General features: G+C 47.1%; 18 protein-coding genes and 1 tRNA gene. 8 read left to right on the plus strand and 11 right to left on the minus strand.

Annotated features, from left to right (window positions below; translation table 11 throughout):
* Positions 1-25: 25 nt before the first annotated feature.
* The 4 genes from BBI11_RS10650 to BBI11_RS10665 form a co-directional block, all read right to left on the minus strand.
* A complete protein-coding gene (locus tag BBI11_RS10650) occupies positions 26-3,112 on the minus strand; it encodes an efflux RND transporter permease subunit (RefSeq protein WP_068463109.1) in 3,087 nt (1,028 codons plus the stop codon).
* 180 nt (positions 3,113-3,292) lie between these two features.
* The gene (locus BBI11_RS10655) at positions 3,293-4,861 is read right to left on the minus strand and encodes a peptide chain release factor 3 (protein ID WP_068463115.1); all 1,569 of its coding nucleotides are present in this window, start codon (positions 4,859-4,861) and stop codon (positions 3,293-3,295) included.
* 144 nt (positions 4,862-5,005) lie between these two features.
* Entirely contained in the window at positions 5,006-6,469 is a 1,464-nt protein-coding gene (locus BBI11_RS10660; RefSeq protein WP_068463116.1) for a UDP-N-acetylmuramoyl-L-alanyl-D-glutamate--2,6-diaminopimelate ligase, read from the minus strand.
* 11 nt (positions 6,470-6,480) lie between these two features.
* Positions 6,481-7,536: a M42 family metallopeptidase gene (locus tag BBI11_RS10665; protein ID WP_068463117.1), complete on the minus strand. Its 1,056-nt coding sequence runs from the start codon at positions 7,534-7,536 to the stop codon at positions 6,481-6,483.
* A 103-nt stretch (positions 7,537-7,639) separates the two neighbouring features.
* On the opposite strand from BBI11_RS10665, the gene BBI11_RS10670 reads away from it, so the two are divergent.
* Entirely contained in the window at positions 7,640-9,211 is a 1,572-nt protein-coding gene (locus BBI11_RS10670; protein WP_068463118.1) for an ATP-binding protein, read from the plus strand.
* A gap of 83 nt (positions 9,212-9,294) precedes the next feature.
* Here the strand turns inward: BBI11_RS10670 and BBI11_RS10675 are convergent, their stop codons facing one another.
* Together BBI11_RS10675 and BBI11_RS10680 are read right to left on the minus strand one after the other, a co-directional pair.
* Entirely contained in the window at positions 9,295-10,683 is a 1,389-nt protein-coding gene (locus tag BBI11_RS10675; protein ID WP_068463120.1) for an aldehyde dehydrogenase, read from the minus strand.
* Positions 10,680-11,630 (minus strand): Gfo/Idh/MocA family protein, encoded by a 951-nt coding sequence (locus tag BBI11_RS10680; protein ID WP_068463122.1) that lies wholly within the window; start codon positions 11,628-11,630, stop codon positions 10,680-10,682. The genes BBI11_RS10675 and BBI11_RS10680 overlap by 4 nt, the downstream gene beginning before the upstream one ends.
* 92 nt (positions 11,631-11,722) lie before the next feature.
* On the opposite strand from BBI11_RS10680, the gene BBI11_RS16485 reads away from it, so the two are divergent.
* The 4 genes from BBI11_RS16485 to BBI11_RS10695 all read left to right on the plus strand — a co-directional run bounded on the left by BBI11_RS16485 (position 11,723) and on the right by BBI11_RS10695 (position 13,411).
* A complete protein-coding gene (locus tag BBI11_RS16485; RefSeq protein WP_167358155.1) occupies positions 11,723-11,860 on the plus strand; it encodes a hypothetical protein in 138 nt (45 codons plus the stop codon).
* A 140-nt stretch (positions 11,861-12,000) separates the two neighbouring features.
* Positions 12,001-12,717, plus strand: coding sequence for a thermonuclease family protein (locus BBI11_RS10685; protein ID WP_068463124.1), 717 nt, complete (start codon positions 12,001-12,003; stop codon positions 12,715-12,717).
* 16 nt (positions 12,718-12,733) lie between these two features.
* Complete coding sequence (locus BBI11_RS10690; RefSeq protein WP_068463126.1) at positions 12,734-13,240, plus strand: hypothetical protein; 507 nt, start codon at positions 12,734-12,736, stop codon at positions 13,238-13,240.
* A 98-nt stretch (positions 13,241-13,338) separates the two neighbouring features.
* A tRNA-Val gene (locus BBI11_RS10695) sits at positions 13,339-13,411 on the plus strand.
* A gap of 365 nt (positions 13,412-13,776) precedes the next feature.
* Here the strand turns inward: BBI11_RS10695 and BBI11_RS10700 are convergent.
* The 4 genes from BBI11_RS10700 to BBI11_RS10715 all read right to left on the minus strand — a co-directional run bounded on the left by BBI11_RS10700 (position 13,777) and on the right by BBI11_RS10715 (position 18,092).
* The gene (locus BBI11_RS10700) at positions 13,777-15,810 is read right to left on the minus strand and encodes a TRAP transporter permease (protein ID WP_068463128.1); all 2,034 of its coding nucleotides are present in this window, start codon (positions 15,808-15,810) and stop codon (positions 13,777-13,779) included.
* Positions 15,803-16,291 (minus strand): DUF1850 domain-containing protein, encoded by a 489-nt coding sequence (locus BBI11_RS10705; protein ID WP_237150260.1) that lies wholly within the window; start codon positions 16,289-16,291, stop codon positions 15,803-15,805. Before BBI11_RS10705 ends, BBI11_RS10700 begins: the two co-directional genes overlap by 8 nt.
* A 109-nt stretch (positions 16,292-16,400) precedes the next feature.
* The gene (locus BBI11_RS10710) at positions 16,401-17,378 is read right to left on the minus strand and encodes a TAXI family TRAP transporter solute-binding subunit (RefSeq protein WP_068463132.1); all 978 of its coding nucleotides are present in this window, start codon (positions 17,376-17,378) and stop codon (positions 16,401-16,403) included.
* Between the two features lie 129 nt (positions 17,379-17,507).
* Positions 17,508-18,092 carry a phosphatidylglycerophosphatase A family protein gene (locus BBI11_RS10715; protein WP_068463134.1) on the minus strand — a complete coding sequence of 195 codons (585 nt, stop codon included), beginning with the start codon at positions 18,090-18,092 and terminating at the stop codon, positions 17,508-17,510.
* Between the two features lie 107 nt (positions 18,093-18,199).
* On the opposite strand from BBI11_RS10715, the gene BBI11_RS10720 reads away from it, so the two are divergent.
* From BBI11_RS10720 to BBI11_RS10730, 3 genes are all read left to right on the plus strand, one after another.
* Positions 18,200-18,922: an alpha/beta hydrolase gene (locus BBI11_RS10720; protein WP_068463139.1), complete on the plus strand. Its 723-nt coding sequence runs from the start codon at positions 18,200-18,202 to the stop codon at positions 18,920-18,922.
* Between the two features lie 76 nt (positions 18,923-18,998).
* Positions 18,999-19,517, plus strand: a complete 519-nt coding sequence (locus BBI11_RS10725; protein ID WP_068463141.1) for a YjcG family protein — start codon at positions 18,999-19,001, stop codon at positions 19,515-19,517.
* Positions 19,518-19,946, plus strand: coding sequence for a GNAT family N-acetyltransferase (locus tag BBI11_RS10730; protein WP_068463143.1), 429 nt, complete (start codon positions 19,518-19,520; stop codon positions 19,944-19,946).
* A gap of 47 nt (positions 19,947-19,993) precedes the next feature.
* On the opposite strand, the gene fabI is transcribed toward BBI11_RS10730, so the two are convergent.
* Entirely contained in the window at positions 19,994-20,764 is a 771-nt protein-coding gene (gene fabI / locus BBI11_RS10735; protein WP_068463145.1) for an enoyl-ACP reductase FabI, read from the minus strand.
* Between the last annotated feature and the right edge of the window lie 35 nt (positions 20,765-20,799).

The raw sequence follows: 20,799 nt of genomic DNA on the forward strand, positions 1-20,799 counted from the left end.
TGCACAGGTTTTTTAATTTGTTTATTTATTTCTCTGCTCTAGCCGCTTTTCTTTTCTTGCTGTTCATAAAGCGCGTCTCCCGGTCAAACAAACTGTAGACAACCGGAACGACGTAGAGGGATAGGAAAGTCGAACTGATCAAGCCGCCGATAACGGCAATCCCCATCGGCTGGTTAATTTCAGTGCCTTCTCCAATGCCGATGGCTAATGGCAAGAGACCTAAAATTGTGGTCAAGGCCGTCATTAAGATCGGTCTTCTCCGGTCATGAACCGCCGTCACAATCGCTTCAAAGGAAGCGAGTCCAGCTTCTTTTCGTTGATTGATGTAATCAACGAGCACAATCCCGTTGTTGACGACTATTCCGACAAGGACCAGGACTCCGATGACGGCGGTGATGCTGATTGGCGTCTGTGTGACGAATAGCGCAATCGACACCCCGATGACCATCAATGGCACCGTGAACATGATTACCAATGGATATTTGAATGACTCGAATTGTGCGGCCATCACGATGTAAACGAGAACGATCGCCAATACAACAGCCAATAACATATCATCGATGGAATCTTCGAACAGCTCGCGGTCTCCGCCAAAGGAAACCACTGTCTGATCCGATAGATCCAAATCTGCGATTGCTTCATCGACTACAGTGGAGATATCTCCTAATGTTTGATTGGACGGATATTGCAGCGTGAATGATACACTTTCAGCCTGGTCCACTCGGCTGATCGAAACAGGCCCTTGTGCGACTTCGATATCAGCCAGGTCCTGTAACTCGACAAATGCGCCGGATGGTGTGCGCAGTGTCAGTTCACGTAAGCTTTCAACACTGTCCCGCTGCTCTTCGTCATAAGAAACAAAAACGCTGAGCACTTCATCACGTTCATCGATAACTTGTGTTGCAAGCACGCCGCGCGTGATGTTGTTGACTGTCTGAGCAATTTGCACCGGGGCCAGGCTGTTTTCAGTCGCTGCTTCCCGGTCGATCGTCATCTGTATTTCGTCGATCGTTTCCTGACGGTCGTTGGTCAATTCGACCACATTCGGTAGGCTAGCCAATTCACCGTCAATTGCAGCAACCGCTTCATCTAATCGCTGTTTGTCCGTATCGGTCACCGTAAAGCTCAATGTATTAGGTGTTGAGCCGGCTGCTGTTTGCAGATTAAAGTTGACAAGTGCATCGTCCCCAATTTCCTCAAGGACTTGCGGCTGTACATCATCGACGAACTCAAAGACCGAACGTTCGCGTTCATCCAGCGGCACGAGTTTCACGTAAATTTCTGCCGTATTGGATTCTGCGCTGCCTTGCGCCTGACCTTGTTGAGTCGCGCCGATCAAGCTGACGTATACATCGACTTCTTCTTCAGCCTTCAGTTCTTCTTCTATTCTTTGCACTACTTCGTCGGTTGCCGCTGTCGACGAACCGTTTTCGAGCTCAACCGTAACGCTGACGAATCCTTCATCTGTCGCCGGCAAGAATTCAGTTCCCACTTGGGAAACACCGAATGCGCCAAGGCCAAGGAACAACAAGGCGGTCAACAGCACAAGAATGCGGTGGCGCAATGCCCACAATACGCTTTTCTCAAATCCACGAACACCTTTAGAATCAGGCTTCACTGTCTTTGGTTTACCGTCTTTTTGGCCGAGCATCCGAGAAGCCATCATTGGAATGACAGTGAGGGCGACAGCAAGCGAAGCGATTAAGCTGAACGAAATCGTTAACGCAAACTCAAAGAAAATTTCTCCGATTAGGCCGGAGATGAAAATAACTGGAACGAATACGGCGACAGTGGTCAATGTCGAAGCAGTGATTGCCCCAGCCACTTCACGCGATCCATCTGATGCTGCTTGTTTCGGCTTTTTGCCCATCGCCAAATGGCGTTCGATGTTTTCGATGACGACAATGGCATTATCGACAAGCATCCCAATGCCAAGCGCTAAAGCACCAAGTGTCAAAATGTTCAACGCGAAGTCGGCAAAGAACATCAATACAAAGGTCACGATGACCGAATAAGGAATTGCCACACCGATGATGATTGGGCTCTTGATTCCGCGGAGGAAGAAGAACAACACCAGCATCGCGAATATGCCGCCCAGGATTAGAGTTTGTCCGATATTATTGATGGCCAGTTTAACATAGTCTCCCTGGTCAAATAGAATATCCGCCTCTACAGCCGAGAAGCGCTCTTCTGCAAGCAATTCATCGAGACGTTCTTGAAAAGCGGTCGAAACGTCTGCTGTGTTGGCACCGGATTCCTGAAGCACCGACAGCAATACCGCCGGCTCTTCATTGGCACGCGTCTCGCTGCTAGTTTCCCGTTCTGTCACTGCGACTTCCGCAACATCAGCCACTGTGACATTGTCGCCGGAAAGTGGATCGACCGTCACGATCAAGTCTTCAAGGTCCTCAACACTTTCGAGCGTGCTGACAATGCGCGTTGTTAAATTGCGCCCGTCTTCCGTTTCAATGGGGTCGCCTGGTAAGGAAATATTGTTTGCTTGGATCAATTGAACAATATCTGCTTGCTGCAATCCCCTTTCTTCGAGTTCTTCGGGGTCCAGCTTGATCGAAATATCCTCGATCAAAGAGCCGGAGACGTTCACGCTCGCTACGCCGTCTGTCTGACGCAGCTGGGTTTCCAACTCTTCTGCAATGGCACGGACATCTTGCCCAGCGTCAGTAGCGCGCAAAGACAATTGGATGATTGGGAATTGCGACGGATCGAATTTCAAGAAGCGCGGATCGTTTGAGTCGTCCGGAATCGGCGTTTGGGCGATTCGTTGTGTGACTTCTGACTGCACATCGTCAATATCTGTGTCCCAGCCAAACTCCAGCAAGATGAAATTGGATCCTTCTTGGCTATTCGACTGAACCGATTCGATTCCCGGCAAAGTCGCCAAGCTTTCTTCTAGCGGTTTGGTCACTTTTTCGTTTACTTCCGTCGGGCTGGCTCCTGGGTAATTGGTAACTACTACGCCAATCGGCGGATTCAACTCTGGAATTAACGTTACCGGTATGCGAAGAAACGATACCGCCCCTAGAATGATGACCAAAATCATCGTCACAATGGTCAGTACTGGTCGCTTAATGGAAAAATCGCTTAGTTTCATTTCTTCAATCCCTCTCTATGCCTGGTCCTTTAATCATAAGAAAAAATGCCCTGTACCGCAAACTTAAGGTCGTCTGTTCACAAGACCGCCATGTTTTCCGTAGCAATGAAAAATAATAGCTTGTTTGCCAGTATACCAAAAACAGCCTGCCAAAAAGGCAGGCTGTTGGAAATTTATTTCTTATAGAAGACTATACAAGCGGATTTCCGGATTTTTATCTTGGAACCAGCGCGTTGCAAAATCGTTTTCGAACAAGAACACTAAATTGTCATAGCGGTCTTTAACCAGCATGGAGCGGCCACTTGACATTGACTCTTTAACATCTTCCTCGTTTTCGATCCAGCGTGCAATTTTATTGCCGACTGGTTCCATTCTGACGTCTACATTGTATTCATTTTTCATGCGGTGCTCGAACACTTCAAACTGAAGCTGTCCAACTGCGCCAAGAATGACTTCTTCCAAATGCAGTGTTTTGTAATACTGGATAGCGCCTTCTTGGACGAGCTGTAGAATTCCTTTATGGAAATGCTTTTGCTTCATGACGTTTTTTGCCGTCACTTTCATAAACAATTCCGGTGTAAATTGAGGCAAGGCTTCAAATTCGAATTTCTTGCCGCTTGTGATCGTATCGCCGATCTGGTAATTGCCTACATCGTGAAGCCCAATAATATCACCAGCGACCGCTTCAGTGACCATTTCCCGGTCATCCGCTAGAAACTGGGTGGTTTGCGATAGTTTAAAAGATTTTCCGGTACGTGATAAGGTGACGTTCATGCCGCGCTCGAACTCCCCTGAGACGATGCGGACAAAAGCGATGCGGTCACGGTGCGCCGGATTCATATTGGCTTGAATTTTGAAGACAAAGCCAGAAAACGGTGTTTCTACAGGATCGACAATATCTTCTTGCTTGGTCAATCGCGGCTGCGGTTGCGGCGCAAATTGCAAATAAGTTTCCAGGAAAGTCTCGACACCAAAATTGGCCAGTGCTGAACCAAAGAATACAGGCGTCAATTCGCCTTTTTCTACGCGGTCAAAGGAAAATTTGTTTCCTGCTTCTTCCAGCAATTCGATATCTTCTAACGCTTGCGTGTAATAGGAAGTTTGCTTCATTTCATGTTCTCCAGCAAGGTGGCCGTTTTCATCAAGTTCCATAAAACGCTCGCCATCAGTGCGGAATGGTTCAACGCGCTTGTTAAAACGGTCGTAAATGCCCATGAACTCTTTCCCCATGCCGATTGGCCAGTTCATTGCGTAGGATTGGATGCCAAGCACTTCTTCCAGCTCTTCCATCAATTCAAGAGGCTCTTTACCTTGGCGGTCCATTTTGTTGATAAAGGTGAAAATCGGAATACCGCGCATTTTACAGACTTTGAATAGCTTCACGGTTTGAGCTTCAATCCCCTTGGCAACATCGATGATCATAACCGCGCTGTCGACGGCCATTAATGTGCGGTAAGTATCTTCACTGAAATCTTGGTGCCCAGGAGTATCGAGAATATTGACACGATGGCCTGAATAATCGAATTGCATAACAGATGAGGTAACGGAAATACCGCGCTGTTTCTCGATTTCCATCCAGTCGGACGTAGCGAATTTCCCGGTCTTTTTCCCTTTGACTGTTCCGGCATCGCGAATCGCGCCGCCGAACAGCAAAAGTTTTTCCGTTAAAGTCGTTTTCCCAGCATCCGGGTGGGAGATGATTGCGAAAGTTCTTCTGCTTTCAATTGCTTGTTGTAATTGGTCTGACATTGTATACGCTCCTTTAATTTCCTCTCTCTATCTTAGAGAAGGACCGTGCAAAAAACAAGAACTATCGCCCGAAGTTGCGGAAAGCGCTCATAGCTGAAACGCAAAAATGAACGGGGGAAAATACTTCGATTTCCCCGTTCTCGTTCATGATCCGAATTTACGCTGCGCTTCGTTTTCTGCTATTTCTTTATCACTATGAGGGTATTTCTTGTTTTCGATAATCTGATAATCTTCATGCCCTTTGCCAGCTAAAATGATGATATCGCCCGCTTGTGCCTGCTGTACGGCGTGACGGACTGCCTCTTCGCGGTCTCCGATGCAAGCATATTGCTCATGTTGCATGCCTGCCGCTAGATCGCTCAAGATGCTGTCGTACGATTCATAACGCGGATCGTCTGTTGTCAGGACGACATAATCCGCAACGGAGGCTTTTTCTGCCATGATGGGCCGCTTCGTCTTATCACGATTGCCCCCTGTGCCAACCAAAAAGATAAGCCGGCCGGTCTTGAAGTCCTCGACAGCGGCAATGGCTTTTTCAATTGCATCCGGCGTGTGCGCATAATCGATGAAAACCGAGACGGGTGCATCGATTTCTGCCATTTGCATACGGCCTTCGACTGGAGAAATGGCTTCGAGCGCAGCGATTACCCGTTCAATCGGATGGCCTTCTGCAAATAATGCTGCAATCGCTGCCAGTGCATTATAAACGTTAAAGTGACCGAGCAATTTCATCTGAATCGGAAAATCACCGGATGGACATTGCAAAGTAAAGAACGTTCCTTTTGCTTCTAACCGGATATCAGTCGCACGGAACATCGCGTCATTCTCCAAGCCATACGTATAGACAGGGAAAGGAGTCATGGCTGCAAATTTTTCAGACCATTCGTCATCTACATTCAAGACTGCCCGTTTGTTCTGCGTCAAATCCTGTCCGAGTTGCGAGAACAGCAGCCCTTTGGCGTGGCCGTATTCCTCCATCGTTCCGTGAAAATCCAAATGGTCATGAGTTAAATTCGTAAAAATAGCCGTATCGAACTCAACGCCAGCCAACCGGCCTAGAACGAGACCATGTGAAGAAACTTCCATCGTCATATGGGAGCTCCCCGCCTCTAAAGCGCGACAAATCATTTGCTGTGTTGTTAAGGCATCGCTTGTCGTATTCGCGGATGGATGCAGTTCCCCGTTTAAATTGAAACCAATTGTCCCGGTCAAAGCGGAGGTTTTCCCGAGTTCCATAAGCATCGCGTGAAGCATTCCCGCGACACTGGTTTTTCCGTTGGTCCCCGTCACGCCGATCATATTCAGCCGTTTGGAAGGGTGGTCATAAAAGCGCGCCGCTAAAATGCCAAGTGCCCGGCTTGTATCGAGAACTGTTACGACAGCTGCGCCTTCTAAATTCAGTGGTTTTTCCGCTAAGATAACCGCAGCGCCCTGTTTTACTGCTTGTTCAGCAAAATCGTGGCCGTCAACGGTATAGCCTTTAATGCAGACAAATAAGGAGCCTGGCACAATCTCTCTGGAATCCATTGTGATATGAGAAATAGATTCGGGCAATTCCCCTTTTATGGATGAAATTGAAATATGATTAAATAATTGCTTGCTGTCCATCTAAAATCCCCCTAGTATGATGACCCGAGCGGTGAGTTGATATACGCATGAAGAAGTGCTGCTGTTGCTTTTAAAGAATCGCTATGTGTTCGTTCATACGCGTGGGATGCTTCAATCCCAGGGCCAAATAATGCGTGTTTTACATCAGCACCAGCCCCGATTGCTGCAGAAGCATCAGATCCATAATACGGATAAATGTCCACTTTGTACTCGATGTTCCGCTCTTTTGCCAAAGCGATCAATTGGCGAGTCAGCCCGTAATGATAAGGACCACTCGAATCTTTAGCACAAATCGAAACCGTGTATTCATCGGATTGTTGGCCATCTCCAATGGCTCCCATATCGACAGCAATGTATTCTTCCGTCTCTACTGGAATATTGGAATTGCCGCCATAGCCGATTTCTTCATTATTGGAGATATAGAAATGAGTTGTCTGGGGCAAAGTTTCCCCATTTGCCGCTTGCTTTGCCAATTGCAGCAACAGGGCGGTGCTCGCTTTGTCATCGAGGTGGCGTGATTTGATAAATCCGCTTTCCGTTTTGATGAAACGCGGATCGAATGATACAAAATCTCCTACTTCAATGCCTTGTTTGCGGACGTCCTCTGCCGAACTGCATTTGAGGTCCAAGCGTACTTCCATATTGTCTGCTGAACGCTCAGCTGTGCCCGAATCGCGGTACACATGGACCGTTGTCTGATGAAGTAGAATCGTGCCAGTAATGGTTTCACCGCCTGCAGTGTGGATCAAGCAATTCTCGCCTTCAATGGCGTTGAATTTGAATCCGCCCACCAGCGATAGCTTCAAGCGCCCGGATGGCTTGATTTCTTTCACCATTGCACCGAGCGTATCGACATGTGCCGTAAGCAAGCGATGGCGTTTATCGTCCTGCCCTTTAATCGTTGCGATGACGCCGCCTTTATTTGTTGTTATGTATGGAATGGACACCTGGTCGAAAAAATCCGTGACGAAATTCATTACTTGCATCGTGTAGCCGGATGGACTCGGGATTTTCACCAATTGCTCCAAGGTGTTGATCGTTTCTTGTTCTTTCCAGTCAAAAGCCAATTTAATCACTCCTTGATTTTTTAATCATATCAAAAACTGCCATTTTCGCACAGTCCCGACTATAGTAAGATGAGTAAGACTCTTAGCATGATGAGGTGCAATTATGGAACGCTCACTGATAACCCGCAAGCGCAATCAATTATTTATCCATCTTTTCGGCTTTGGCAGCCTGGCGCATTTGGTCTTAAATTATTTTGTCGACTTTAACGCTTCCATCATCGCGCCGATATTCGGCATGCTCGCCTACTCTGCATTATTTACTCTACTATATACGAAATTGCCCCCTTCCCGGTTGCGTTTTGCCATATTAATTGCATTAAATATCTATATCTTAATTTTGCAGTTTGAATCGCTGTCGTTTATTACAGCCATTTACTTCATTCTCCCGATTGTGGCGGCGTCGCTTTATAACGATACCCGGTCCCTTCTCGCCTTGTCATTGTTGACCATTACCGAAGTGATTGTGCTGACAGTTATTTTCGGGCGCTTCCAGTCAAACGGTTCGTTAGAGTATATCTATGTTTCAATGCTGATGTTTTTCGGGCTGGTGATGCTGTTGACGATTTTGCATAGCGTTTATTTCAGTAATTATTGGCGTCAATTGGAACTGCGCAATGCCTCGATGGAAAAAGCCCTCACGTCTAAAGAAGGCTATCTCGATTTATTCTTCCAGGCAGCCAAAGACGCCATTGCCGTTTTTGACTTTGAAGGGCGCATCATCGCGATCAATCCTGCCTTCGTTCAATTATACGGCTGGACTGCTGATAGCTGTCTCGGCAAAGTCATTCCTCTTTATCCGCCAGAATGCGCAGAAGAAGCAGAACGGCGCGCAGCCAAAGTCCGCCAAGGCGAAAGCTTCACACTGGAAACCGAAGATATCAAGCATGACGGCACACGGTTCCCTGCCCAAATCACGCTGTCGCCGATTTTCGATTCGCATGGTGAGGTCATCGCCACGTCTGTCATTTCCCGTGATATCAGTTATCGCAAAGAAACAGAACGGATGCTTCTGCAAACGGAAAAATTGAAAATGGCGGGTGAAATCGCCGCAGGAGTGGCCCATGAGATTCGGAATCCGATGACCGTCATCTCTGGATTTGTCCAAATGATGCATAATGACCCGAACCACCGCTATCCGAACTACACTTCCTTGATGCAATCGGAGCTTGAGCGCATCAATTTGATCATCAGTGAATTTCTGATTCTGGCGAAACCGCAAGCTTCCCAAAAGAAACAGCTCGACATCGGCAAAGTTCTCGATGAATGTATTTTTTTGTTCGGGCCGGAATTCGTGCTTCATCATATTTCGGTCAAAGCAGACGTCTCGGGGCCATTTTTCGCAGAAGGAGAAGAGCATCACTTAAAGCAAGTGTTCATCAATATTCTAAAGAATGCAATCGAAGCGATGGAACACGGCGGCATTTTGAAAATAACTGCCCATCACGAAGGCGCACAACTGAAGATCTCTTTTAAAGACGATGGTCCTGGCATTCCGCCGCAACTCGCAGAACGGGTATTCGAACCGTTTTATACGACGAAAGCTACGGGAACTGGGCTTGGTCTATTAATTTCTCAAAAAATAGCACAAGAACATGGCGGCAGCTTAGCGATCGCAAGTTCTGAAGAACAAGGTGCCTGCGTCATTGTCACGTTGCCGCTTACGTCTGCACCCTAACCAAAAGCCTCCCACCTGAATGGCGGGAGGCTTTTTTATCTCTTTACTTATTGTCACCATTCCACAAAGCTAAAGCACACTTTTTACTTCAATACTGTCCGGATCCATTTTGCTTTGTTTTTATACGGAGGGAACGTTAAGTTGGTCGATAATTTTGTCGACTTTTTGACGATTGATTTGGCGTGCGTAAAGGTCTCAAAGCTTGCTTTTCCATGATAGGAGTTCAAGCCAGAAGATCCGACGCCACCAAAAGGCAGATAGACGCTTCCGACGTGCGAAACAGTGTCGTTGATGCAGCCTCCGCCAAATGGCAATTGATCCAAGAAGAACCGGACGGCCCGGTCGTTCTCTGAAAACATATAGGCAGCAAGGGGTTTCGGCAAACGGCGAATCTCACCGAGTAATTTTGGCAAGTCGTTGTAAGTGATAACCGGCAGAACTGGCCCGAACAATTCATCTTCCATTGACGGGCTATCCCACGTGACACCATCGATCAAAGTCGGTTCGATATACCGATCCACGCGGTCAACATCACCGCCGTAAACGATGTGGTTGCGTTCCTTCTCAAGAATTTCTGTCAGCCGGTCGTGATGTTTGACGTTAACGATGCGGCCGTAATCTGGGCTGTCTTGAGCATTGTCGCCGTAAAATTTACGGATGGTCTCGATGAACACTTTCATAAACGCGTCTTTTACCGATTCGTGGACACAAATATAATCGGGCGCCACACAGGTCTGGCCAGTGTTCATGAATTTGCCCCAGGCGATGCGCTTCGCCGCAAGCTCCAGGTTGGCTGTCTGGTCAACAATTGCTGGGCTTTTGCCACCAAGTTCCAAGGTAATAGGTGTCAGCCGCTCGGATGCCGCTTTCATGACCACTTTTCCGACAGGCACGCTGCCCGTAAAGAAAATATAATCGAACGATGCGTGGATCAGCGCCGTCACTTCCTCACGCTCTCCTTCCACTACTCTCACATAATGAGGTTGGAAACTTTCTTCTAATATTGTACGCAGAATACGCGCAACATTCGGCGTCGCCTCTGACGGCTTGACGACGGCACAGTTCCCTGATGCCAATGCGCCGATAAGCGGCTCCATTACCAATTGAAACGGATAATTGAACGGACCAATGACGAGCACCGATCCATACGGTTCACGAATGACAAAACTTTTTGCCGGTTGCAAATGAATCGGTGTTTTGACTTGCTCAGGCTTCATCCAGTCTTCAAGATGCTTTGTCATATAGCCAATACTATCGAGCACAAAGCCCACTTCTGTCGCATACCCTTCGAACTCACTTTTGCCAAGGTCGATTTGTAAGGCTTCGATAATATCATCTTCATGAGCTTGAATAGCTGATTTCAAACGCTGCAACTGGGCGATACGGAAATCCGCTGATTTTGTTACGCCTGTAAAATAATAGCCGCGTTGGTCGGCGATCATATCCTCTACGTCATTCGCTGTAAAATTCACGATTGATTACCTCCTGTGGGTTCTTGCAATAATTGATCAATGTATCGCTGAACGACTAATCCTTCATCGAAACCGACGAGAAACGTCGATTGTTCTTCCATTTCTTCAAATAGCGAAGGCACGATTGTTTCCGTTTGCACTTCCACACGTGTTTTCCCTTGTTCTTCCCGGTACAAACGCGACCAGTTTTCAAGCGTCAGCACACCATCTTCTCCGTACACTTTGAATTGCAGCAACTCCGTTTGCCCGGCACCACTCATGCCGGACAGTAGAAACGGCGATCCTTGTTGAGTCTTGCCATGGGCGATAATCCCGGTTTCACATTTTCCGGCGTCTTCCGGAAAATCTGCTTGATGCGCAGCAATATCTAATGTGCCGAACAGGCGGTGCATCAACTGGAGGTAATGAGGGAACACTTCGCGGACAAAGCCTCCCTGATCTCTTGAGCCGATCCATGGATTTTGCTGCCACGGCCGTGGCCACACAGGAAAGACGGTGTGCAATTCGATGCGGCGAATTTTGCCAATATCCCCACTTTTAATGCGAATAGCCATGTCGCGCACAATCGGCGAATACATCAACGGAAAATGCATGGCAGTGTGGATTCGGTTGTTTGTCGCAGATTCCGCCATCGCTTGGGCTGCCTGCGCGTCATGAGCAAGTGGCTTTTCACACAAAGTGTGCAAACCTCTTCTCGCTGCCGTTTCTGCAAGCTCGGCATGGCTATTCGGCGGCGTGCCAATATACACCCAGTCAATGTCGGCTTGGAACAATTCGTCTAAAGAATCGGTGACCGGTATTCCGTATTGCTGTTCGATAAAGTTTAGTCTGTCCACATTGGTGTCAAAAACGGCTTTAATCTGTGCTACGTCGTTTTGCTGGATTTGTTTGATGATACGTTCCCCTACGATTCCAGCGCCTATAATTCCAATCGCTATCAAAGCCATCGCTCCTTTTTCATTTCATTGTTTATAAGTGTAACCTTGTGGGGTATAGAATAGTCAAACAATTACATTCGGAAAGAATGGGAGGAATCATCATGAACGAACAGAAAAACTGGTGGGAGCCGATTTTTACGGGCACATTGGAAATGGGCGTCGACAAAGAAAAGCTGGAAACAATCAACGAAGACAGCCTGTTATACTTCGGAGAATCCACAAATACTTTGGAACAATAAGATGCCTAAACAATTCGCATATACATAGCAGCGCTTGATCCGGATCGATGCGGAGCAAGCGCTTTTTGATGGAATCCGGTCCGTGCATTGTCGCTTGCAATGGTTTTCGCTATAATTCGATATAGAAAGCAGGGATTGCCATGAAACCATTCATCTTACTCATCAGCTTGCTATTATTGTCAGGCTGTACTTTTTCTGAGAGCGCCGACACGGTGAATACTGAAGGCAGAACGGCTGTAGAAATCACCCAGGTCATCGATGGAGATACGGTTAAGATTATCTATGAGGGGAACGAAACGACGGTGCGTTATTTACTAGTCGACACACCGGAAACCAACCACCCTAGGTTCGGCGAGCAGCCACTCGGCCAAGAAGCGACAGAGCGCAACCGCGAACTGCTTGAACAGGCCGAGGAAATCGAAATTGAGTTCGATGACGGCGATCGCTTTGACGACTATGATCGCTTACTCGCGTATTTTTACGCGGATGGGGAGAGCGTACAGGAACAATTGCTTGAAGAAGGATTCGCTCGTGTCGCTTATGTTTTCCCGCCAAACACGCGCTATGTCGATCAATTCCGTGAGGCCGAAGCCGAAGCAAAGGATGCAGAAATCGGCATTTGGGAATTTGAAAATTATTCGACAGACCGTGGATTCAATGCAGATGCTTATCAACAAACAGAAGCAACTAGCATCGATACGGATGACGACTGCCGCATCAAAGGCAATATAAACCGAAGCGGCAATAAAATCTATCACCTGCCTGGCTCTCCATCTTATGAAGGCACCAATCCTGAACAATGGTTCTGCACAGAACAACAAGCAAGAGACGCCGGTTTCCGCAATTCCGGCCAATAATAAGAGGAGGAATATCATGCAATTGCTTGTCCTGCGCCTTGACTACCGCAGCTCTGCAGTAATCGAAGGCCTTCAAAACCAGCTGCGCCAGCCGAATGCCACACCGGCGCTTCAATTGCCACACATTCCGCTGCTAGCTTTTGAACAGACCGCCCCGCTTCAATTGAAGGCAGCACTAGAACCAATTGTTTCTACTATTGCGGCACCAGATTTTCATGCCAGCGATATTGGATTTTCAAAAGATGGCGAGCGATTTTATTTACATATCGAGCCTAGTGGAGCCTTAAATGACTTACATAGCTCATTGAAATTGGCGGGCCGTGAATTTCAAAATGGGCCAGAACTTCATTGGCCACTGCGCATCCCGCTCATCAAAAAAGTACCTGCTCCATTTTGGGGACCGCTATTTGCCAGATTGGCGTTGGAGTTTAATCCGCTGGACGGAACGGGCGCAGCGTTAGAATGCTGGTCTGTAATTGGAGACCGGACGACTATCGAATGGAGCATTTTCTTGGATAGCTAACCAAAAAAGCTGGTTTCTAAAAAGCTAAAAGTTTTTTTACAAAAGCTATTGTCTTTTTTAAAACGGGGATATATAATAATAAATGTCCTTGAGATTGCGATTCCTTAGCTCAGCTGGGAGAGCGCTACCTTGACAGGGTAGAGGTCGCTGGTTCGAGCCCAGTAGGAATCATCAAATGCATGCTACGCGCTGCACAAACACCAGCCGGTTTTCCGGCTGGTGTTTTTTATTATTGCCCAAAACAAAAAAAGAGGGGCAGTCTCTTTTCTTCTAAAGAAATGGCTGATGTCCATTTCGACGGACGCTTTCCGCGGGCACGGCCTTAGCCGCTTCCCTCGCTTCGCTCAGTCCAGGGTCTTCGGCTTGCGTCGCTCCTTCGCTTAGCTCAGTCACTGTTCCCGCTGGAGTCGCCGTCTCCATTCTCATCAGCCAACTACTCTCAGGTGCCTCACCGATAAATCAAAAACAGACAGAGAAAAAGAATTTTTTCTCCGTCTGTTTTATTTTAGGGACTTATGAGACAGCCCCCTTTTTTATTATGCCGTTTGAGCTTTTTTGGTCTTTTTCTCTCTCGACATCCATTGGATTGCGAACAAGATGATAAAGACTGCCGCCCCGATCAGATCCGTGAATCCTTCCGGGTAAATCAAGGCAATTCCTGTCACAAATGTGATGATTCGCTCAATCCAATTGAGCTTCCGGTACCAATAACCGATCAATCCGGCACCAATAGCGATCATTCCGGAGATAGCTGTAATCAACACCCAGATCAATTCGGTCCAGGTTGTATCGATCATCAATAGTTCAGGCGACAAGACGAACATATACGGAATGATAAATGCCGCAATGGCTAACTTCGCCGCATTGAACCCGGTCCGGATTGGCTCCCCGCCTGAAATACCGGAAGCTGCGAAGGCTGCGAGCGCAACCGGAGGCGTGATATCTGCGATGATCCCGAAATAGAAAACGAACAAATGCGCAGACAATGCGACCACGATCGGTACAGCAGCACCAGCAGGCTCATCGACCATCAATAAGGTAATGATGGCAGGAGCGGCAATAGTAGACGTGATAACATAGTTTGCCGTAGTCGGTGAACCCATGCCAAGCACAATTGCTGCAAGCATCGTGAAGAACAATGTCAAGAGCACATTGCCGCCAGATGCCGAAACGAGGCCGTTTGCCAATGACAAGCCGAGGCCAGTTTTAACGACGACTCCGACGATAATCCCAGCCGTAGCAGTTGCTGCAGCGACGGCGAGTGCCGTTCTGGCACCGTCTACAAGCGCATTGATGATGTCTTTAAAGCCAAGGCGTGTTTCTTTATTGAAAGCACTGACAAAAATCGTCAGCAAAATCCCGTACAATGCCGCTTGCATCGTTGGCACCCCGACCAGCAGGAACAAGATGATAGCAAGAATTGGCGTCAGTAGATAAATTTTCTTCAAGACTTCCTTGCGGTCCGGCATTTCTTCAGGCGATAGGCCTTTCAAGCCGATTCGTTTCGCCTCGAAATGCGTCATGATCCAAACTCCTGTAAAGTACAACAGTGCTGGAATCGCCGCGGCTTTGGCGATTTCCCAGTACGTGACGCCGCCGATAAATTCAACCATTAGGAACGCTGCCGCGCCCATGATTGGTGGCATCAACTGGCCGCCTGTAGAAGCTGCAGCTTCTACACCGCCAGCAAATTCTTTCTTATACCCAAGCTTTTTCATCATCGGAATCGTGTAAGATCCCGATGTTACGACGTTTGCGACTGAACTTCCTGAAATGGTCCCTTGCAGGGCACTTGAGAAAATGGCCACTTTTGCCGGCCCCCCGGTCAAATTCCCAGCCAATGACACGGCAAGGTCATTAAAATATTGCCCGACCCCTGTCTTGACCAAGAACGAACCAAATAATAGGAACGTAAAGATGAACGTCGCAGAGACCCCGATCGGTGTACCAAGAATTCCGTCCGTTGTATAGAACATCAACTGGATCAAGGAATCCAAATCCTGCCCGCGGTGGCGCAAAAATCCTGGGAAATACGGGCCGAAGAATCCATAGGTTAAAAACAGAATCCCGATGACTGTAATCGGCATCCCGACGGCCCGACGCGTTGCTTCCAGTGTCAGAATGACAGCTAAAATCCCGACAATCAAATCAAGTTCCGTCACACGGCCGATTCGGAATACCAAATCATCATACATGATCGGCCAATAAGCCCCGATACCGATAGATAATAAGGCGAGTATGTAATCGTACCAAGCCACTTTATGACGCTCGCCTTTCCGGCGGCGCATCGGGAACAAGATGAAAATGAGCGACAGCGCAAATCCTAAGTGGACCGAGCGCTGGATGTACGCTGTATATTGGCCGAAAACGGCGGTATACAATTGAAACAAGGAAAACGCTAACAGCCCGAAAAACACGACATGTTTGATGATGCCCGATAAATCACGGGTGTTCGACTCCGGATCGTATTTCTGAAGAATTTCTTTTTGCTTTTCTTCCGAGATATGGCTCTCATCTTCTGGTGGAAGTTTTTTCTCTTCTCTTTCTTCTGGCGATAATTTATCACTCATAGATGTTCACTCCTTCTAATTGCTGATAAATGGAAAGGCGCTGGGCACGGAAAGTGTAAATCTTGCCTCTTTCCAAACTCTTCTTCAAGTCGAGTTCTTTTCCTGCGATAAGGAAAGCGAGTTCCGCGTCCACGTCCCCGACTAGCAATCGGAATTCGGGCAGCTTCCGCTTCATATCTTGAATAAAGTATTTCCCGTCCTTTTCGACAAAGCGCTCCCCTTCTCCTGCATTCGACGGCATGCCGATATTGAAATCTTCGTATTCAAGTTCTGTCATCACCAATTGCCCGTCCTTATCAAGGCGGTAACTTTCGATGACATCCGATAAATGGATCGAATGCGTATAGCGAATCTTAAAGCGCTCTTCAACAACTGGAACGCGCGCTGTCACTTCATTTGTTTCCGAATCGATGAAGACGAAGTGTTTCTCATATGGGATGAAGAAAAGTGCGGAGCAAATAAGGGTGAGGATGGTTAACATAAGAAGGATTTTGAGAACTTTTTTATTCTGCAAGATGGTCCCCCTAACGACAAAAAATAAATAACGACGATAAAGCTTGCGCTTTATCGCCTGTTATTCTGATCAATTCTTATTCGTTTACTTCGTCGAAGTAACGCTGAGCGCCAGGATGGATGTCAATCCCGATGCCATCAAGAGCTGTTTCCGATTTGATGAATTCAGCTTTAGCGTGTTGGATTTGATCTGTGTTTTCATAAATAGCTTTTGTAATGTCATAGACTGTATCTTCCGAAATATCGTTTTGGACGACAAGCATAGCCAAAACAGACACTGTCGCAACTTCTTCAGTCAATCCGTACGTACCGGATGGAACGACATCTTCAGCATAGTATGGGTATTTCTCGATTAGTTCCGCCGCTTTATCAGCTGCAACAGGAACGATGTTTACATCAGAAGTGGCACTCAAGCTTTCAACTGCACCCGTTGGCGTTCCAGCTGTGATAAATGCTGCGTCAATTTGGCCCGATTGCAAGCTTTCCTGCGACTCGCCGAAGTCCAAGTTCTGTGCGTCGATATCGTCCATCGTCATGCCGTGGATTTCAAGCAATTGTTCCGCGTTGATATACGTACCTGAACCAGGTGCGCCAACAGATACGGATTTGCCAGCCAAGTCTTCAAACGCCGTGACGCCTGATCCTTCAGTCGTGACGATTTGGATTGTCTCTGGGTAAAGTGCTCCGATAGCGGATACGCTGTCGATAACTTCCCCTTCGAACATGTTCGAACCTTCAGATGCGTAGAAAGCCGTATCTGTCTGCACAAAAGCGATTTCGCCTGTGCCATCAGCAAGTGATGTCATATTGGCTGCAGAAGCCTGTGAGACTTCAGCAGTCGTATCGATGCCTGTTTCATTTTCGATGATCGTCGCCATCGCTCCGCCTAGCGGATAGTAAGTTCCTGTTGTTCCACCAGTCAACACACTAATGAATTCCGGCTCAGCTGCTCCGCCGCCTTCACCTTCAGTTGCTGCATCGTCTCCGCAGCCTGCTAGAAATACGGATCCGGCCAAAGCGACAGTCGCATAGAATCCAAACTTTTTGTTTAACATAAATCGGCCTCCCTTTATCTATAGTTTCTTTCATCCTTCATAATACCATGACTTTCTGTCCATCTGTCAATTTAATTTTTTCCAATGGAATCGGTTTCAAACCAAATTTATGGCAATAAAACCCTTTTTTTATATTTCTGCTCCAGGCACGTGAGTTTCGGGTGTCGTCTCTTCTGGTTTCAAATCTTCGAAGCTTCGGCCTTCTTCCTCTAAGTCGCGCGTACGGTGTGCGATACGTGCTGAAGCACAGGCGGCGACGCTCGATACAAGGTCATCAAGGAAGGTGTGGACGTGGTCACCGTATTTCGTATCGAGCTTATGGATAATGCCAATTTTGTTTTTATCCAAATGGCCGAATGTTGTTACGGCAATGCTGCCATACGTAAGAACTGCGCCGAGACCGATCATTTCATCCACACCGAACAAGCCTTCATCCGAACCGACGATTTGTTGGAGTGGCTGGGACAACTTCCCTTGTTCGGCCAATTCATCGAGTTCAATGCCGACTAGGAGGGCATGCTGCATTTCTCGCTTGCGCAAGACACTTTCGACTGATTCGGCACAATGTTCTACAGTCAATCCTTCATTATAAGGCAATTGCATTTCCAACACGATCTCTGCGATGTCTTTAATCGTGACACCTCTTCTTTCCAAAGCTTCATGGGTTGCTTTGGTTACTTCTTCTGAATGCACACGGAAATGTCCTCCATCCATGATACCATCCCCTCTCTCTATTTGGATTTGTCTTCCTGTCCATTATACCTTGCATAGGGGAATATGTTACAATTTTTGTACAATAGAATTTTGAAGGAGGCAACACCATGAACAAAGGAAGCGTAGAAGATTTCACGCTCTATAGCGATGCCTTGGGAGAAGAGATGCAAGTGCTCGTCCACTTGCCGGCAAACTATTCTCCCCTCTATAAATACAGCCTCGTCATCGCATCCGACGGCAAGGATTATTTCCAGCTTGGCCGTGTTCCGCGCGTCGTCGATGAACTGCTGGAAAATCAGAAAATCGAAAATATTATCTTCGTCGGCATTCCTTATAAAAGCGTAGAAGACCGCAATCGGAAATACGAACCGACCGGTGAACAGCATGGTGCTTATTTGCGTTTTCTTGCACATGAGCTAGCGCCTTATCTCGATGAAAACTATCCTAGCTACCAAGTAGGCATGGGACGGACATTGATTGGTGATTCGCTGGCAGCGACCGTTTCTTTGATGGCGGCGCTCAAATACCCTAATATTTTTGGGCGCGTCATTCTTCAGTCGCCGAAAGTTGGACCTGAAATGATTAAGGCCGTCGAGAACTTTTCGATGAACAATTCATTTACGGTCTATCACGTCATCGGATCGGAAGAAACAAACGTGAAGCTAACCAATGGAGAAACTGCCGATTTTCTAACGCCGAATCGCGAGTTGAATGAGTTGATGAAAAATAAAGGGTTTTCCCTGTTTTACGAAGAATTCAAAGGAGACCATACATGGAAATTCTGGCAGCCTGACCTGAAGCGGGCCTTGCTGATGAATTTCGGCATGTAGGCTTTCAAGTAACAAAGCGAACAATTTGATATAATTGAAGAGAAGCACATTTATTAGATGAGGAGGTCTATTGATTATGAAATATGGTATTGCAGCATTTCCATCAAAAAAACTACAAGATTTGGCGAATTCCTACCGGAAGCGCTATGACCCGCATTATGAGTTGATCACGCCCCATATTACATTAAAAGGGCCTTTTGAAGCAGATGACTCAGAAGTAAAAGCAATGGCTGAAGAACTCGGCAATATTGCCAAACGCCAAAAGCCATTCCGCATTCACGCAACGCGTGTCAGCACGTTTACTCCGGTGACGAACGCTTTATACTTCAAAATTGAGCCATCCAAAGAGCTATTGGATCTTCACGAAGACCTCCATTCTGATTTTCTTGGCGGCATGCCGGACCACCCATTTGTGCCCCATATTACCATCGCACAAAAACTATCGGATTCGGAGCATGCTGATGTGTACGGCCAATTGAAAATGGCTGGCATTGACCACGCAGAGACGATCGACCGTGTCCACTTGCTCTATCAATTGGAAGATGGTTCATGGACAGTCTTCGACACCTTCCGTTTGTCAGGAGATGAAGCTTAATTGCAGAAAGTGAAAATCGTTGAAACTGAACTGGAAAAAGAACAAGCTTTTGATATTCGCCGAAAAGTGTTCGTCGATGAGCAAGGCGTTGCTCTTCATGTCGAGATGGATGAGCATGACGACAGTGCAACTCATTTTATCGGTTATGAACTGGAACAACCAATCGCTGCTGCCCGCATTCGCGAGTATGAACAGGGCGTTGGAAAAGTCGAGCGCGTCTGTGTTTTATCAGAATACCGAGGGCATCATTTTGGAGCAGAGCTGATGGAACAACTCGAGGAATATGCTCGGTCAATCGGCTATTTCCGCTTACAGCTTAACTCTCAAAGCCATGCCATTTCATTTTACGAACGCCTTGGCTATGATGTGGTATCACCTGAATTCATGGACGCTGGCATTCCGCATCGACAAATGGAAAAAACGCTATAACAAAAAACCCCTTCCGGAAAATCTGGAAGGGTTTTTGTTATGCCTTTTTACAATACGTGGTAGCCGCTATCGACGTGCAACACTTCTCCGGTGATGCCGCGAGACATATTGCTGAACAAGAACACGGCCGTGTCGCCGACTTCTTCAGGTGTTGTATTGCGGCGAAGCGGAGCTTTTTCTTCGATTTCACGCAAAATCGAGTTGAAATCGCTGACGCCTTTAGAAGACAATGTGCGAATAGGGCCTGATGAAATCGCATTGACGCGAATATCATGCTTCCCGAGATCTGCCGCCAAATAACGGACAGACATTTCGAGTGAAGCTTTCGCCACACCCATAACATTATAGTTCGGCATGACGCGTTCTCCACCAATGTAAGTCAAGGCTACGATGCTGCCGCCTTCTGACATCAACGGTTTCGCGTATTTCGAAACAATCGTCAATGAGTAAGAACTGATATTATGCGCCAATAGGAAGCCTTCACGCGATGTATCCGAAAAATCCCCTGACAATTCTTCCGTTTTTGCGAATGCGATGCAATGCGCAAGCCCGTCAATTTTGCCATTATTTTCTTCGATGGTGTGGAAGCATTTTTCGACGTCTTCATCACTTGTCACATCACAAGGCAAAATCTGCTCATGATTGCCATCAAGTGTTGCAACTAAGTCACGCACTGATTTTTCAAAGCGCTCCCCTGCATATGTAAAGATCAAGTTCGCTCCAGCGGCATCCAATGAACGCGCAATTCCCCATGCAATGCTGCGCTTATTAGCGACACCCATGATAACGTATGTTTTGTCTTTTAATGAAATCGACATATATAGACCTCCTAATATTATTACCTGGTACTAAT

This window comes from Planococcus maritimus (assembly GCF_001687625.2).
Taxonomy (GTDB): domain Bacteria; phylum Bacillota; class Bacilli; order Bacillales_A; family Planococcaceae; genus Planococcus; species Planococcus maritimus.